Origin of the sequence: Rhodococcus sp. TAF43 (assembly GCF_052113525.1) — a bacterium.
GTDB lineage: Bacteria > Actinomycetota > Actinomycetes > Mycobacteriales > Mycobacteriaceae > Prescottella.
Genome location: NZ_JBFRDL010000003.1, coordinates 283979 through 300719, shown reverse-complemented (window position 1 = coordinate 300719; position 16741 = coordinate 283979). Strand labels below are relative to the sequence as shown.

Below are 16741 nucleotides of genomic sequence, written 5' to 3'. Positions count from 1 at the left end.
CCAACCACCTGGATGGTGCTCGATCACACTCGCAGCGCCCCGGTCCATCCGAGGGGGTCACGTGCGGCGGTCGACCACCGAAATTCCTGGGTTGAGCACTCGGATGAACTTACAGGCTCACCCCTCCACAACGCATTTCCGGACGCCCGCGTGCACCGTCACCCGGTGACGTCGAGCGCGGCGATCACCCGGGTCGGGCGGACTCGCACCACGAGTTCGCCGGGCGCACCGTTGCGCCGCCCGAACTCCTCGGCGCGATCGGCGCCCATGTACCGCCGGCCCACGTCGGTCGCGACACGCAGCAGCTCGTCGGGATCCGTCGACAGCACGGCGTCACCCTGGATCTGCACAAAGGCGTACGGCGGCTCCTCGAGGTCGACGCACAACACCACCCGGGGATCGCGGGCGAGGTACCGGCCCTTGGCCGTGTCCGCGCCCGTGTTGAACACCACCTCGTCGCCGTCCAACACGAACCAGACCGGGGCGACGAGAGGTCGGCCGTCTCCGGAGAGATAGCCCAGCTTGCCGGTCCGAGTTCCGCGTGTGAGAAATTCCCGGACCTTCGCGTCACGCAGAGTGCTCACAGACCGCACAGTACGCGCGAGTGGTCGCGGAGGTGCCGGGCTCGACGGAATCTGTCAGGACAGAACTTCGACGAGGGTCGTCGCCGAATCGCCCACCATGTACTTCTCGATTCCGTCCAGGTGTTTACGCCAGAAGTCCTGGGCCGCGATCGCATCGCCGCGGCGCAGATGATCCAGCAGTTTGGTGTAGGCGCGCTGCGCGGCACGTGCGGCCGGCTGCTCGTGCTCGTTCCCGTGCGCGGCGATGAACAGCGCGTTGTGGGCCTCGATGATGTGGACGAGCATGCCGGCGAGCACCGTGAGGGTCTCGTTGCCGGCCAGATCCACCAGGCTCTGGTGCAACTGCACGTCATGGTGCGCGAAGCCGGCGGCGTCGTCCACCAGTTGCGCCCCCTCCGCGATCAGCGCGGCGAGACGGTCGAGCGCCTCCGCGTGGCCGGGACCGGCGAGGACACCGACGGCCGAAACCTCGAGCGAGGCCCGGGCCCGGTAGACGTCCACCAGCGGTGTCCCCTGGTACTGCAGCAGCAGACCCGTGTAGCGCGCGGCGACCGACGCGTCCGGGGCCATGACCCGGGCCCCRCCCCGGGCGCCGCGCAGCACGGTGATGATGGACTCCGATTCGAGGATCCGGAACGCCTCGCGGAGCGTGGGCCGGGACACCCCGAACTGCTCCATGAGCACCGACTCGTTCGGCAAGGGATCGCCCGCGCCGAGCTCACCGGTGATGATCCGCCGACGCAAGTTCGCAGCGACCAACTCACCAGCCTTCGGTACCCGAACCACCGACGATTTCGCTCCGGCTGCCACGACGCCCCTTCACTCCGTTGAATCGAAGCCCGTCTGAACAGGCCCGACGAACGACCAAGGGTACAACTGTTAACCGATTTGGCCGGTACCGGCGCTGCCGGTGTCTCCCCCACCCGACAGGTAGGCCCGCTGCACCGCGTCCAGATCGGCGCCGATCTCGGCGGCCGTCCCCTCGAGCATCACCTGGCCGCGCCGCATCACATACACCCTGTCCGCGACGGTCAGCACCTGGCGGACGTGCTGTTCGACCAGCAGGACACCGACACCGCGTTCGTCGGCCGCGGACCGCACCACCGCGAGCAGGCGTTGCACGATCTGCGGCGCCAGGCCCAGTGACAGCTCGTCCGCCAGCAGCAGTTTGGGGTTCCGCGCCAACGCCCGGGCCAGTGTGAGCATCTGCTGCTCGCCACCGGACATCAGTCCGGCGGGCCGCCGGAGCAGCGCCCGTAGCTCCGGGAACACCGCACACGCGTCGTCGGCCGAGACGCCTGCCAACCGGAGGTTCTCGGCGGCGGTCAGGCCCATGATCACCGATCGCTCCTCGGTGACGTAGCTCAGCCCACGCCGTGCCAGGGCCGACAACGACGTGCGCCGCTCCGAGCCGAGCACGGACAGTGAGCCCGAGATCGGCGCCAGCTCCCCCGCCACCGTCAACATCGTCGTGGACTTGCCCGCCCCGTTGGCGCCGATGAGCGCCACGACCTCGCCGGAGCGCACGGTGATGTCGAGGTCGCGGCAGACCACGGCGCCGGCGTAGCCGGCACTCAGGCCTCGGCATTCCAGCACCGTGTCGGACGCCACGGCCTTCTCGCTCGTGGTGGTCACGGTCATCGTGCCGCCTCCGTCTCGTCGTCGGTACCCAGGTATGCATCGCGGACCGCCGCGCTGGCGGAGATCTCGTCCGGCGTGCCGGCGGCGATCACCCGGCCTGCCTCGAGCACCACGATCCGGTCGCAGGTGGACATCACCAGACCCATGTCGTGCTCGACGAGAAGCACCCCCGCCCCGCGCTGCACCGCCAGATGCCGGATGGCCACAGCGAGCTCACGGCTCTCGGCGTCGTCCAGACCGGCAGCGGGCTCGTCGAGGAGGATGACGGACGGCGCGGACGCGACGGCTCTGGCGATACCCACCAGCCGGCGCCGCCCGTACGACAGTTCACCCGGCAGTGCGCCCAGGTCGTCCTCGAGTTCGAAGTCGCGCACGACGGTCGACGCACTGGGTGAGAGTGGATGGCGACCCGGGCGGATCAGATCGGTGAACCACGTACTCCAGGTGGCCTCGTCGGCACCCGCGTGGATGTTCTCGCCGACCGTGACGTCCTCGAACAGTTCCAGCGACTGGAAGGAGCGACGGAGTCCGCCCTTGGACCGCCGTGCCGTCGACCAGCCGGTGATGTCGTGGTCCCCCAGCGTCAGCTGTCCCGCCGCGGGACTGACGAATCCGGTGATCGCGTCGATCACGGTGGTCTTGCCGGCCCCGTTCGGCCCGATCAGACCCACGACCTGTCCGGGCGCGACATCGAGGTCGACCCCGTCCACGGCGGTGACGCCGCCGAACCGCACCGTCAGCCCGCGAACCGACAGCGGTGTCGGTGCGACGGTGCTGGACGGCAGTTCGTCCGAGAGTTCGTGAACCCGCCGCGTGTCCCGCGGCCGCAATGCGCCAAGCCCGGGGAGCCTGCCGATCGCCCGGAGTTGACGGGAGACCACGTCCGCGATTCCGTTCTGGTTGGTGAGCAGGGTGACGATGAGGATCACTCCCGCGAGCAGGCTGGCGATGGCCAGACCGTCCACCAGGCGACTGACGAGTGCCCCGGGCGCCATCAGCGCGCCGATGACGCTGCCCACCACGAACCCGAGCCCGCCGATCACCGACTGGACCACCGCGTTGATCGAGGCGAACACGTTGAACTCGAGGTAGGTGACGGCGGTGTTGCGCAGGCCGAGAAGAATTCCCGCCACCGCGGCCAACCCCGCTGCGAGAGCGAAGGCATAGATCTTGACCGCGAACACGCTGATCCCGAGCGAGGCCGCGGCCCGCTCGTTGGTGCGCACCGCGATGAGCCGCCGGCCGGTACGCGAGCGACGCAGATTCGCCACCATCAGGCCGCACACGACCAGCGCGACGAGACACAGCAGTGCCCACCGTTCGGGGTAACGCGAAGCGGTCACCTCCAGCCCGAACAGGTTCAGCTCGGAGATCTTGACCGAACCCTCGAGCTTGTCGCCGGTGAGGGTCGGGTTGTTGAACACCATCTCCTGGACCGTGAACCCGAGCCCCAGGGTGACCACCGCCAGGTTCACGCCCCGGGTCCGCAGCGCGGGCAGCGCGAACAGCACGCCGAAGGCGATGACGGCGACCACGCTGACTATCGCCGCCGGGATCAGCGGCCAGCCGGCCTGGCCGACGAGTCGCGCGGCGAGCAGCGCACCCAACCCGCCGACGGTGTACTGGGCGAGCGAGAGCTGACCGGCGAAACCGGTCAGCACCACGATCGAGAGCAGGAAGACCGCGGCAGCCAGGGTCAGCGTCAGCGACCGCAGCCAATCGCCGCCGATCGCGATGACGACGCCCGCCGCGACCACTGCGAGAACGAGACCCACCCAACCGATCTCCCCGGAGCCGAGTCGGGGCAGCCGCTCCGAGACGTGGCTGCGTAGCGGCAGCCCCTTCCCCCGCACCACCAGCACGATGAGGATGACCAGGAACGGCACTGCCCGGTTGATGCCGGTGAGTGTCTCCATCCCGAGTAGATCCCGCAGGTCGTCCTGGTACAGGACGACCACGCTCTCACCCACACCGAGCAACAGCCCGCCGAGCAGGGTGAGCGGGAACGAGCGGAAGTTGCCGAGCAGCGCAGCCGCCAGCGCCGAGACGGTGACGATCACGACGAACGCCGACGGGGTGAGTCCCGTCAACGGTGCCACCAGGATGCCGGCGGTGCCGGCCAGTGCACCGCCGACGGTCCACGTCAGCGCGGCCAGCCGCTGGGGCGACCAACCGAGTGCGGCGGCAGCGCGCTCGTTCTCGGCCGCCGCGGTGATGGCGAGACCGACCCGGGTGAACCGGGCCAGCCCCCAGAGCACGGCAGTCATTCCCACCGCGATCCCCAGCAGGATCAGCCGATCCTGCTGCACCACAATGCTTCCCCAGTGATAGGCGTCGTCGGGCAGGAAGGCTCGCACCCGGATCGACTTGGCCCCGTAGTACTGCTGCACCCCCGCCTGCAGGAGCACCATCAGGCCGAGAGTGGCGGCCAGCCGGACGATCGGCGCAGCGTTCATCAACCAGCGCAACACCAGCAGCTGGAACGCCAGTCCGATCAGTGCGGCAACCACGACCGCCACGACGAAGGCTGGCAGCAGCGCCCAATCATGTTCGCGCTGCAAGGTTTCCAGACATACATAGGCGGCCACCATGGCTATCGCGCCCTGCGCGAAGTTCACCACCCCGGAGCCGCGGTAGACCAGCACGATGCCGTGCGCAAGGAGCGCGTAGGCGGAGCCCGCTCCCAGGCCCAGGATCGCGAACTGCAGTAACTCAGTCATTCGTCAAACTCCAGGGTGTGCTCGGGTCAGGAGGTGCGCAGGTCGTACTGGTTCGGATCGGTGACCACCACGTCGCCGTCGAACGTCATCCGGTACATCATCGTGTTCGAGACGCGCTGGAAGATCCCGAACGGCTCGACCGCACCCGGTGTCCAGGCCGGGACCAGGCCGGCCATGTCGAGATCCTTGGCGTTCTCGAATCCCATCTGGACCGTGCTCTTGTTGATGTCCGTCAACCCGTTCGCGACCTCACCGAACGCGCGCACCGCCAGCCACGGGTTCATCTCGTCGCCGGTGAGGTTCTCCAGCTCGAGCTCCTTCTTGCCGGACTTCTCCATGTCCGCCAGGAAGTCCTTCAGTCCCGGGAAGTCGTCGGTGCTCGACGAGGGCGCGGGAACCACGCCGGTGTACTTCGAGGAGGTCGCGAAGGTCCCCAGGTCCTGCAAGTCGGCCTGGGAGAACCCGACCGATCCCAGCGCGAAGCTCAGCTTCGACCCGAGCTGCTCGAACGACTGGGCGATCGGGTTGGCCTCGGTCGGGCCCAGCGCCATGATCACGCCCTGCGCTCCGTTGCGCTCGGCGGCGGCGATGAACTGGGTGTAGTCGGTCGCGCCCGCGCCCACCGCAACCTCGTTGACGATCTCGGCGCCCTTCGCCTGCACGGCCGGGCCGAGCAGCTGGATCAGCATCGCGGCCACCGGGACGTCGGGGCGCATGAGGGTGAGCTTGGTCTTGCCGTCGGCCACCAGGATGTCGATCATCCCGTACAGGTTGAGCAGCGAGCCGGAGAACGGGGTGAACACGTTCGTGGCGGAGAAGTCCGAGATGTTCAGCGGGTTCAACCCGATTCGCGGGATTCCCGCGTTCTGCAGGACCTGGGACGTGCCCTCGTTGTTGGCGGGCGTGAAGTCCGCGATCGTCGCGACGACACCCTCCGTGATCATCTTGTTCGCGCAGTCGACCTCCTTGTTGGGATCCCCCATGGAGTCGCACTGCACCAGTTCGAGCGGGCGTCCGTTCACGCCGCCGCGGGCGTTGAACGCGTCGACCGAGGCGATCGCGCCCTCGGCAGAGTTGATGGATGCGAGCCCCGGCGCCTCGATGGGAATGATCTGACCGACCTTGATCGGCGCCCCGGTGGCTGCGTTCTCGGCCGGGTCCGCACCGCTGTCGTTGCTGCTGCAGCCCGAGGCGAGCAGACCGGCGGCGGCAATAGCGGCGATTGCGGGAGTAAATTTCTTCAGGTTCACGGCGCGTCCTTTGCGTATGGGGCAGCTACATCTCGTTATTCCCGGGAGCCGTGTCCTGCACTCCCGCCCGACCTCGGCAGCAGCGTATGGGAACGGAATGCAGGTTTTTGCGAAGTTCGCGATTTTCGTTGCGTAGTGCTTCGAAATGCCTCGTCAGCGGTCGTCACCGCTTCTGGGCGAGGTACCAATCGATGAGTTCCGGGGCGTCGATGGCGCTCCGATCCATGATCCGGGCAGCATCGGCACCCTGGAACATCCGTTTGATCGGGACCTCGAGCTTCTTCCCGGTACGGGTGTGCGGAACCCCGGGTGCCGCGATGACCTCGTCCGGGACGTGCCGCGGCGATGCCTGCTCACGGATGACGGACTTGATGCGATCCTCGAGATCGGCGTCGAGCACCGCCCCGTCCGCGAGCACCACGAACAGCGGCATCCAGTACCCGCCGTCCGGTTGCTCGGCTCCGATGACGAGCGCCTCGACGATCTCGGGCAGCCGTTCGACAGCCTGGTAGATGTCGGCGCTACCCATCCTGATGCCGTTGCGGTTGAGAGTGGAGTCGGATCGTCCGTGCATCTCGACACTGCCGCGCTCGGTGACGGTGATCCAGTCGCCGTGCCGCCAGACCCCGGGAAAGTCGTCGAAATACGCCTCGTGATAACGCTTTCCGTCGGGATCGTTCCAGAATCTGACCGGCATCGAGGGCATCGGCGCAGTGACGACCAGCTCTCCCACGTCTCCGCGGACCGAATGCCCGTCCGGCCCGAAGGCATCGAGCGCGACACCCAGACACGGCGCGGACAGCTCGCCGGGCCACACCGGCACCGTGCGGGCCCCGCCGATGAAGGCGGACACGACATCGGTGCCACCGGTGATCGAGAAGACCGGAACCGACTCACCGACGTTGTCTGCCAACCATGTCGACGACGACGCCGGCAGCGTCGACCCGGTGATCCCGACTGCGCGGAGCGCGCTCAGGTCGTGGTCGCGGCGCGGGACGACGCCGGCCTTCGAGCAAGCCAGCACGTAGCCGGGGCTGGTGCCGAGCACGGTGACCCGGTGCCGGGCGGCCAGCGCCCACAACGAGTCCGTGTCGGGATAGCCGGGACTGCCGTCGTAGCAGACGATCGTGGCGCCGACCAGCAGGCCGGCGACCTGGAAGTTCCACATCATCCAACTCGGGCTGGTGTACCACAGGAACGTGTCGTCGGTCCCGATGTCCATCTGCAGCGCAAGGGATTTGACGTGTTCGAGGAGAACGCCGCCGTGGCCGTGCACGATGCCCTTGGACAGACCCGTGGTGCCCGAGGAGAACACCACCCACAGCGGGTGATCGAACGGTACCGGCACCGGCTCGAGCGGCGCGTCGCCCGCGGTGGCGTCCGCCCACGCGATCGCGTCGGTCACCGGTTCGGTGCCGAGCTTCGGCACCAGAACGGTGCCGACGAGCGAGGGCATGCTGCCGCGCAGGTGTGCGATCTCCTCGTGCCGCGGGTGGGTCCGGCCACCGAAGCGGTAGCCGTCGGCGGCGATCAGCACCTTGGGCTCGAGCTGGCCGAGCCTGTCGAGCGCGGCGGGCGCCGAGTAGTCCTGACCGCATGCGGCCCACACCGCACCCAGGCCGGCGGTCGCGAGAAACGCCACGACCGCCTCGGGCACGTTCGGCAGGTAGCCCACCACCCGATCGCCCTCACCGACGCCGAGCGATCGCAGGGTGGCCGCGAGCGCGCCCGCCTGCCGGAGCAGCTCCGCCCAGCTCAGGACCACCGGATGGCCGTCCTCGGCCTCGTAGACGACGGCGGGCCGATCGGTGCGGGCGCTCCGGGTCACGTGGTCGACGTAGTTGAGCCGGGCGTCCGGGAACCACACCGCGCCGGGCATCGCATCGTTCGCCAGCGCCGGACCCGGATCGGTGATGGACCGCACCTCGAAGTAGTCCCACACCGCCTGCCAGAAGTCGCCGATGTGGTCCACCGACCACTGCCACAACGCGGCGTAGTCCGGCAGCGAGAGCCCGGTGCGCCGCTCCACCCACCGGGCGAAGTCGGTGATCCGCGCCTTCTCGATGTCGGCGTCGGTCGGCACCCACTGCGGTCGGGGTCGCACCTGCTCGCTCGTCATGCGTTCACTCTTCTCCGCCGGCGCGGGCGATACCGGACCTTCGCACGATCTCCTCCGCATGCCGCAGGACGGGCGCATCGACCATGCGACCCTCGAAGGTGAACACACCCCGCTCGCGGGATGCGGCCGCGAGAACCTGTTCGGCCCAACCCAACTGCTCCGACGTGGGCGCATACGCGTGGCGGATGATGTCGAGCTGTCGGGGGTGGATCGCGACCTTGCCGTCGAACCCGACGGCGACCGCGTCGTCGCACTCGTCCGCGAGCCCGTCCAGGTCGGGGATGTCGAGGAACACCGAGTCCAGCGCGAACCGCCCGTACGCCTTCGCCGCGAGCAGCGCCGTGGACCGCACGTGCCGCGCGATATCGCGGTAGCTGCCGTCGGGCTTGCGGCTCGACGCCCCGCCGAGACCTGCGACCAGGTCCTCGGCGCCCCACATCACGCCCACGGCGTTCGCGGCCTGCACGGTCTGCGGCACCGCCAATGCACCCAACGGCGACTCGATCAGCACGACCACCGACAGCGGTGCGAGATCGAGTACCTGGTCCACGGTTTCACACTTGGGCAGCATCACCGCGGTGTAGGGCGTGCGATCGAGGACCGCGCAGTCGCGTGCGTAGTCGTCGGTGCCGTGCGCATTGACGCGCACCACGGTCCGCGCGGGATCGAGCGGTACGTCCACCAGCGCGCGGCGCGCAGTCTCCTTGTCGGCAGGGGCCACCCCGTCCTCGAGATCGAGGATCACGACGTCGGCGGCATCGGCCGCCTTCGCGAACCTCTCGGGACGGTCGGCCGGGCAGAACAGCCACGCCGGACCGGGGACCGCACCGGCCCAGAGGTCGAGCGGATCGCCGTTCATGCCGGCTTCTTCCGCACGAGCGTCTTGCGGATCGCGGTGGCGACCACGTCACCGTGCTGATTGCGTCCGGTGTGCTCGAACGTCACGATGCCCTCCCCCGGTCTGCTGCGGGACTCGCGTAGATCGGTGACGACGGTCTCGGCGTAGAGCGTGTCGCCGTGGAACAGCGGCTTGGGGAACGCGATCTCGGAGAATCCGAGGTTCGCGACGATGGTCCCCTGCGTCAACTGCGTCACCGACAGCCCGACCAACGTGGACAGTGTGAACATCGAGTTGACCAGCCGCTCACCGAACTGGGTCTCGGCGGCGAACGCGGCATCGAGGTGCAGAGCCTGCGTGTTCATGGTCAGCGTGGTGAACAGGACGTTGTCGGCCTCGGTGATGGTGCGCCCGGGGCGGTGCGCGTAGACGACTCCGGTCTCGAACTCCTCGAACCACAGCCCGCGTTGGACGATCTTGCGCATCGTCACTGTGCCGCTCCCTCCCGTATCCTCCCCACCCGTCACACCCCCAGCTCGCGCGCGATCAGCATCAACTGCACCTCGGTGGTGCCCTCACCGATCTCGAGGATCTTGCTGTCTCGGTAGTGGCGGGCCACCGGGTACTCGTTCATGAAACCGTATCCACCGAAGATCTGGGTGGCATCGCGCGCATTGTCCATCGCGGCCTCGCTCGCGATCAGCTTCGCGATCGACGCCTGCTTCTTGAACGGCTTGCCCGACAGCATGAGTGCCGCGGCGTCGTAATACGCGGTCCGGGCGACGTGGGCGCGCGCCTCCATGCGGGCGATCTTGAAGGCGATGGCCTGGTTGGCGCCGATCGGCCGGCCGAACGCCTCGCGTTCCTTGGCGTACTTGACCGATTCGTCGACGCAGCCCTGCGCGGCTCCGACCGACAGAGCCGCGATCGCGATGCGGCCCTCGTCGAGGATGCGCAGGAAGTTCGCGTAGCCACGGCCGCGTTCGCCCAACAGATTCTCCTGCGGTACCCGCACGTCCTGGAAGGTCAGCGGGTGCGTGTCGGAGGCGTTCCAGCCGACCTTGTTGTACGCGGGCTCGGCGGTGAAGCCGGGCGTCGACGTCGGTACCAGGATCGTGGAGATCTCCTTGGCGCCGTTCTCCTTGGTCCCGGTGACCGCGGTGACCGTCACCAGCTTGGTGATGTCGGTGCCGGAGTTGGTGATGAACTGCTTGTTGCCGTTGATGATCCAGTCGCCACCGTCCATTTTCGCGGTGGTCCTGGTCCCGCCGGCATCACTGCCTGCCCCCGGCTCGGTGAGCCCGAACGCGGCGAGGGACTTGCCGCTCGTGAGCTGCGGCAGCCATTCCTGCTTCTGCGCCTCGTTGCCGAAGCGGTACACCGGCATCGCACCGAGCGACACACCGGCTTCGAGGGTGATCGCGACGGACTGGTCGACCTTGCCGAGTTCCTCGAGTGCGAGGCACAGGGCGAAGTAGTCGCCGCCCATGCCGCCGTACTCCTCGGGGAACGGCAGACCGAACAGGCCCATGTCGGCCATGCCGTCGACCACCTCGTACGGGAACGTGTGGTTGGCATCGTGTTCGGCGGACACCGGGGCCACCACGTTCTGTGCGAAGTCCCGGACGGTCTTCGCGAGCTGCTGGTACTCGTCGGGCAGCGATCCGGTGGACAGGTAGTCGGTCATGACGCGTCTTCCTCCGTTGCGAGTTCGGGTGTTTCAGTGCGTGCCGGGCTGATTCGCGCCAGCAGTTGATCGACCTTCACCTGGTCGCCGACGGCGACGAGAACCTCCGTGACGCCGTCGATCGGTGCGGTGAGGGTGTGTTCCATCTTCATGGCCTCGACGACGACGACCGCGGTCCCGGCGGAGACGGTGTCGCCGGTCGCGACGGCGACCGCGATCACGGTCCCCGGCATGGGGCTGGTCAGTTCGGCGTCACCGGTGTGGGCATCCGCGCCGCGGACACTCGCCTCGCGGATCTGCGAGACCACCCATGTCGCATCGGCGCCGGCGAGCCACAGCGTGCCGTCCTCGTCGGCGACCCGATAGATATCGCAGCGCCCGTCGGAGACGACCGTGAGCACATCGCCGTCGAGTCGTGCTGCGAGCGTGTGGTCCTCACCGTGTTCGATGCGGATCCGGGCATCGTCGGGCGTGCCGGTGATCAGGACGTGGTCGATCCGGGCGCCCGAGCGAAGCCGGAACGAGAGCGGATGCGGTCCGCCGACCCTCCAGCCGGTGGGTGCGTCCCACGGGTCGGCGCCGGATCCGTCGGCCCACAGCCCGAGCCAGCGGTAGGCGGCCGCAGCGAAGAGGACCTCGTCGTCGGGATCCGGTACTCCGTAGCCGACGACGCGGCGATCCAGCAGCCCCGTGTCGAGGTGTCCGGCGCGGACGTCGTCGTCGGCGAGCAGGAACCGCAGGAAGTCGACGTTGGTGCCGACACCGAGCACTGCGGTGTCGGCGAGCGCACGGTCGAGTCGGCGCAACGCCTCGCCGCGATCGGCGCCGTACGCGATCACCTTCGCCAGCATGGGGTCGTAGTCGCTGCCGACCGTGGTGCCCGCGAGCAGTCCCGAGTCCACGCGCACCCCGATGCCGTCGGGCTCGCGCAGACCGAGCACGGTTCCGCCGGTCGGCAGGAAGCCGCGTCCGGGGTCCTCCGCGTAGATCCGGGCCTCGATCGCGTGCCCGGTGAGGGTGATGTCGTCCTGGTGCAGGGCCAACTTCTCCCCCGCCGCGATCCGGACCTGCCACTCGACCAGGTCGAGGCCGGTGACCATCTCGGTGACCGGGTGCTCCACCTGAAGGCGGGTGTTCATCTCCATGAAGAAGAACTCGTCGGGCCGGTCCGCGGACACGATGAACTCGACGGTGCCGGCGCCGGTGTAGTCGACGCTGCGGGCGGTGTTGCACGCCGCGGCGCCGATCCGTGCCCGGGTCTGCGCGTCGAGCAGCGGCGACGGCGCCTCCTCGATCACCTTCTGGTGCCGGCGTTGCAGACTGCACTCGCGCTCGCCGAGATGCACGACGTTGCCGTGGCTGTCGGCCAGGATCTGGACCTCGATGTGCCGGGGGCGCAACACGAACCGTTCCAGGAACAGGGTGTCGTCGCCGAACGCCGACGCCGCCTCGCGGCGGGCACTGGCGAGCGCGGACGGAAGATCGTCCGCGGCTTCGACGAGCCGCATGCCCTTGCCGCCACCGCCGGCGGACGGCTTCACGAGCACCGGATAGCCGATGTCGTCGGCCGCCGCGATCAGGTCGGCGTCGGACAGACCCGGCCGCGCGATGCCCGGGACGACCGGGACATCGAACGCGGCCACCGCGTTCTTCGCGGTGATCTTGTCTCCCATCACCTCGATGGCCCGCGCCGACGGCCCCAGGAAAACGATACCCGCTGCGTCGCAGGCGGCCGCGAATGCCGAGTTCTCCGAAAGGAATCCGTATCCGGGGTGGATCGCCTGCGCACCGGTCCGCTTCGCGGCGTCGAGTACCCGGTCGATGTCGAGGTAGCTCTCGCGCGCCGCGGCGGGGCCGATCAGCACCGCGACATCCGCCTCACGGACGTGGCGAGCGTCGGCGTCGGCCTCGCTGTAGACCGCGACCGAGCGGATGCCCAGCTGCCGCAACGTACGCATGACCCGGACCGCGATCTCGCCGCGGTTGGCCACCAGGATCGTGTCGAATGTGCCGGCACCGCCGGCGTCGAACTGAGTAGTCATGTGTGTCCTCACATCCGGAAGACGCCGTAGGACACCGGCTCGAGCGGCGCGTTGGCGCACGCCGACAGGGCCAGCCCGACAACGGTTCTGGTGTCCGCAGGGTCGATGATGCCGTCGTCCCACAGTCGGGCCGTCGAGTAGTAGGGGTTGCCCTGCGCCTCGTACTGGGCCCTGATCGAGTCGGGGTCTCGTCCCGAATCTCGCCCGGACCCGACGGCGCCGAGCACCGAGGCGGCCTGCTCGCCGCCCATCACCGAGATGCGGGCGTTGGGCCACATCCACAGGAAGCGGGGCGAGTACGCGCGCCCGCACATCGAGTAGTTGCCGGCGCCGTACGAACCGCCGATCACCACCGTCAGTTTCGGCACCCGCGCGCACGCGACGGCGGTGACCATCTTGGCGCCGTGCTTGGCGATGCCGCCGGCCTCGTACTCGCGTCCGACCATGAATCCGGTGATGTTCTGCAGGAACAGCAGCGGAATGTTGCGCTTGTCGCACAGCTCGATGAAGTGCGCGCCCTTCATGGCGGACTCGGCGAACAGCACACCGTTGTTGGCGACGATGCCGACGGGGTGCCCGTGGATCCGGGCGAACCCGGTGACCAGGGTCTTGCCGTACTCGGCCTTGAACTCCTGGAAGTCGGTGCCGCCCGCAGGGGCGCCGTCGACCAGACGGGTGATGACCTCGCGCACGTCGTACGGGGTGCGCGGATCGGTGGGCACCACGTCGTACAGCTCGCTCTGGTCCGCTGCGGGCGCCACGGTCTCCGTGACGTCCCACGGACGCGGCGCACGGGGACCGAACGTCGCGACGATGTTGCGGACGATTCGCAGCGCGTCCCGGTCGTCCTCGGCGAGATGGTCGGTGACGCCCGAGACCTTGGAGTGCAGGTCGCCGCCGCCGAGCTCCTCCGCGGTGACCACCTCGCCGGTCGCGGCCTTCACGAGCGGCGGACCACCGAGGAAGATCGTGCCCTGGTTGCGGACGATCACCGCCTCGTCGCTCATGGCCGGGACGTACGCGCCGCCCGCGGTGCACGAGCCGAGCACTGCGGCGATCTGCGGAATCCCCTTGGCGCTCATGGTCGCCTGGTTGTAGAAGATCCGGCCGAAGTGTTCGCGATCCGGGAAGACCTCGTCCTGCATCGGCAGGAACGCGCCACCGGAGTCGACGAGGTAGATGCACGGCAGGTTGTTCTGCAGCGCGATCTCCTGCGCCCGCAGGTGCTTCTTGACCGTCATCGGGTAGTAGGTGCCGCCCTTGACCGTCGCGTCGTTGGCGACGATCACGCACTCACGCCCGGAGATGCGTCCGACACCTCCGATCACACCGGCGCCGGGACACTCGTCGCCGTACATGCCGTTCGCGGCGAGCGGAGCCAGTTCGAGGAACGGGCTGCCCGGATCGAGCAGGGCGTCCACCCGGTCCCGCGGCAGCAGCTTGCCGCGAGCGACGTGGCGCTCACGGGACCTCTCACTGCCACCGAGCGCCGCCGCGGCCAGCTTGTCGCGCAGCTCGGACACGAGGGCGAGGTGCTGTTCCCGATGGGAGGTGGTTGATGCGGTTCGAGCGGTTGTCACGTCACCGTCCTCGCAGTTCGATAGATACGATGAGATTCGGTTAATTCCGAATAACTGAAATCAGGTTATCCGTGATTAACTGAGTTGTCCAGATCACACGAACAGGAAAATGTGACCGATGACCGACGTCGACCGTGATGCGGGGCCGACGGCCCCCAGCAGGCGCAGCCAGGCCAAAGCCGACCGTCGCCGAGAGCTGTTGCGCGCCGCCGCTCGGCTCATCGCCGAGCGCGGCTTCCCCGGGGTTCGCCTCGAAGACCTGGGCTCCGCGGTGGGCATCAGCGGCCCCGCCGTGTATCGGCACTTCCCCAACAAGGACGCGCTGCTCGTCGAGTTGCTCACCGACATCAGCGAGCGACTACTGGCCGGCGGCACCGCGGTCCTGGATCGGGTGTCGGACCCCGCCGAGGCGCTCGGGCAACTCGTCGACTTCCATCTCGACTTCGCGCTGGGCGAGCCGGACCTGATCCGAGTGCAGGATCGCGACCTGCACTCACTGCCCGACGACGCCCGCCACCGCGTGCGCCAGACCCAGCGCCGGTACGTGGAGATCTGGGTGGATGTGCTGCGGAGAATCGATCCGGGACTCGACGCCACCCGCGCCCGAATCGCCGCGCACGCGACGTTCGGCCTGATCAACTCCACCCCGTACAGCGCGGTATCCCCGTCCGTCGATGCGACGAACGGGGACCCGACGCGCGGCGTGCTGCGGAGAATGGCGCTCGCCGCGCTGCTGGCGGATTCCGCGTAGCAACGCGGAGCCCTGTTACTTCCTCCGGGCGGCGATCGCCGTGTAGCCGAGGGCCAGCACGGCCGCTGCGGCGATGCTGATCACCCAACGCCACCAATCGATTCCGGGTGTGTCGGTGCCTCCCAGGGCACCCCACAGCCAGTATCCGATGAGCGCTCCGGCGATGCCGATCACCACCGTGATGATCCATCCCATCGGCTGCTTGCCAGGAAGAACAAGCCGCGCCAGCACACCGATGACTGCGCCGAAGATGATCGTGCCGATGATCTCGCCCATGACTGGCTCCTTCCGTCCGCCCCCGCCACGCGCGGAACACGCCCCCGCCCTGGCTCGAAGGTACGACCTCCGTCGAGCCAGGGCAGGGCATTGCACAAATCGTTGCGTGAGCGCGCCCTACGGCGCGTGCATGATGACGCCGCGGATGTTCTTGCCGTCCCGAAGGTCCTGGTAGCCCTGGTTGACATCTTCGAGTGAGTAGCGAGTGGTGACCAGTTCGTCGAGCGCGAGCTGGCCGGCGTCGTACAGGCGGAGCAGCCGGACGATGTCGTACTGCGGGTTGGCGGAGCCGAACAGCGTGCCCTTGATCGTCTTCTCGTTGAGCGTCAGATCGGTGCCCGAGACGTGGACGGTGAGCTTCGTCGGATCCGCGAGACCGGTGATGACGACGGTGCCGCCCTTGCCGATCACGGCGGTCGCCGCGGAGACGACGTCCTCGTCGACGGTGCCGACCAGGATCAGGGCGGCGTCGGCGCCCTGCCCCCAGCTGAGCTCGTTGACCTTCTCGGCAGCCTCGGCCGCGGACGCGTATGCGTGGCTCGCCCCGAACTTCAGTGYCGTCTCGCGCTTGAAATCGACCGGGTCGACCACGACCACGTACTTGGCACCGGAGTGCACCGCGCCCTGGACCGCGTTGATACCCAGGCCACCGACGCCGTAGATCACGACGATGTCGCCGGCGCGGACGTCGCCCGCATAGACCGCGGTCCCCCATCCGGACGGGACACCGCACCCGACGAGGACGGCGGTCTCGAGCGGCAGCCACTCGTCGACCTTGACGACCGAGTGCTGCGAGATGGTGGCGCGTTCGGCGAACGTGCCGAGCATGCACATGGCGCCGAAGTCCTTTCCGCCCGAATGGAAGCGGAAGGAGCCGTCGGGCATCGAGCCCTCGAGGATCGTCGCGCCCATGTCGCACAGGTTCTGCCGCCCGGTGGCGCAGTAGCGGCACGTGCCGCAGTTGGGGATGAAGCTGCACACCACGTGATCGCCGGGCTTGACCTTGGTGACGCCGGGGCCGACCTCCTCGACGATGCCGGAGCCCTCGTGCCCGCCCACGATGGGATAGCGCGGTGGCAGGTCACCGTCGGTGAGGTGCAGGTCCGAATGGCACAGTCCGGCGGCGGTGTACTTGATCAGGACCTCGCCGGGACCGGGACCGTCCAGGTCGAGTTCCATGATCTCGAACGGCTTTCCGGCCTCGAGCAGAACGGCGGCCTTGGTCTTCATGGGTTCTCCTTGATCGATGTCGG

14 protein-coding genes are annotated in these 16741 nt (G+C 68.4%); 1 reads left to right on the top strand and 13 read right to left on the bottom strand.

The genetic code is table 11. The annotated features are described in order from the left end of the window. Positions 1-158 precede the first annotated feature (158 nt). The 11 genes from AB4Z09_RS04030 to AB4Z09_RS03980 all read right to left on the bottom strand — a co-directional run bounded on the left by AB4Z09_RS04030 (position 159) and on the right by AB4Z09_RS03980 (position 14461). Positions 159-575, bottom strand: coding sequence for a PPOX class F420-dependent oxidoreductase (locus tag AB4Z09_RS04030; protein ID WP_441346832.1), 417 nt, complete (start codon positions 573-575; stop codon positions 159-161). A gap of 63 nt (positions 576-638) precedes the next feature. After that, the gene (locus tag AB4Z09_RS04025) at positions 639-1394 is read right to left on the bottom strand and encodes a FadR/GntR family transcriptional regulator (RefSeq protein ID WP_174912366.1); all 756 of its coding nucleotides are present in this window, start codon (positions 1392-1394) and stop codon (positions 639-641) included. A gap of 69 nt (positions 1395-1463) precedes the next feature. Next, a complete protein-coding gene (locus AB4Z09_RS04020) occupies positions 1464-2225 on the bottom strand; it encodes an ABC transporter ATP-binding protein (RefSeq protein WP_174912369.1) in 762 nt (253 codons plus the stop codon). Then, positions 2222-4945 carry an ABC transporter permease subunit gene (locus AB4Z09_RS04015; RefSeq protein WP_442239206.1) on the bottom strand — a complete coding sequence of 908 codons (2724 nt, stop codon included), beginning with the start codon at positions 4943-4945 and terminating at the stop codon, positions 2222-2224. Before AB4Z09_RS04015 ends, AB4Z09_RS04020 begins: the two co-directional genes overlap by 4 nt. A gap of 26 nt (positions 4946-4971) precedes the next feature. After that, positions 4972-6195, bottom strand: a complete 1224-nt coding sequence (locus tag AB4Z09_RS04010) for an ABC transporter substrate-binding protein (protein WP_442239205.1) — start codon at positions 6193-6195, stop codon at positions 4972-4974. A 163-nt stretch (positions 6196-6358) separates the two neighbouring features. Beyond that, a complete protein-coding gene (locus AB4Z09_RS04005) occupies positions 6359-8314 on the bottom strand; it encodes an acetoacetate--CoA ligase (protein WP_442239204.1) in 1956 nt (651 codons plus the stop codon). A 4-nt stretch (positions 8315-8318) separates the two neighbouring features. After that, positions 8319-9173 (bottom strand): HpcH/HpaI aldolase/citrate lyase family protein, encoded by an 855-nt coding sequence (locus tag AB4Z09_RS04000; RefSeq protein WP_174912380.1) that lies wholly within the window; start codon positions 9171-9173, stop codon positions 8319-8321. Further along, positions 9170-9637, bottom strand: coding sequence for a MaoC family dehydratase (locus AB4Z09_RS03995; protein WP_114718990.1), 468 nt, complete (start codon positions 9635-9637; stop codon positions 9170-9172). Before AB4Z09_RS03995 ends, AB4Z09_RS04000 begins: the two co-directional genes overlap by 4 nt. Positions 9638-9675: 38 nt before the next feature. Continuing rightward, a complete protein-coding gene (locus tag AB4Z09_RS03990) occupies positions 9676-10839 on the bottom strand; it encodes an acyl-CoA dehydrogenase family protein (RefSeq protein ID WP_114718831.1) in 1164 nt (387 codons plus the stop codon). Then, positions 10836-12881 (bottom strand): acetyl/propionyl/methylcrotonyl-CoA carboxylase subunit alpha, encoded by a 2046-nt coding sequence (locus AB4Z09_RS03985; protein WP_442239203.1) that lies wholly within the window; start codon positions 12879-12881, stop codon positions 10836-10838. Before AB4Z09_RS03985 ends, AB4Z09_RS03990 begins: the two co-directional genes overlap by 4 nt. 8 nt (positions 12882-12889) lie before the next feature. Next, complete coding sequence (locus tag AB4Z09_RS03980) at positions 12890-14461, bottom strand: carboxyl transferase domain-containing protein (RefSeq protein WP_174912385.1); 1572 nt, start codon at positions 14459-14461, stop codon at positions 12890-12892. A gap of 118 nt (positions 14462-14579) precedes the next feature. On the opposite strand from AB4Z09_RS03980, the gene AB4Z09_RS03975 reads away from it, so the two are divergent. Then, positions 14580-15212, top strand: coding sequence for an SACE_7040 family transcriptional regulator (locus AB4Z09_RS03975; RefSeq protein WP_442239202.1), 633 nt, complete (start codon positions 14580-14582; stop codon positions 15210-15212). Between the two features lie 15 nt (positions 15213-15227). Here the strand turns inward: AB4Z09_RS03975 and AB4Z09_RS03970 are convergent, their stop codons facing one another. Both AB4Z09_RS03970 and AB4Z09_RS03965 read right to left on the bottom strand, forming a co-directional pair. Continuing rightward, positions 15228-15488: a GlsB/YeaQ/YmgE family stress response membrane protein gene (locus AB4Z09_RS03970; protein ID WP_114718827.1), complete on the bottom strand. Its 261-nt coding sequence runs from the start codon at positions 15486-15488 to the stop codon at positions 15228-15230. 117 nt (positions 15489-15605) lie between these two features. Further along, complete coding sequence (locus AB4Z09_RS03965; RefSeq protein WP_442239201.1) at positions 15606-16718, bottom strand: NDMA-dependent alcohol dehydrogenase; 1113 nt, start codon at positions 16716-16718, stop codon at positions 15606-15608. Between the last annotated feature and the right edge of the window lie 23 nt (positions 16719-16741).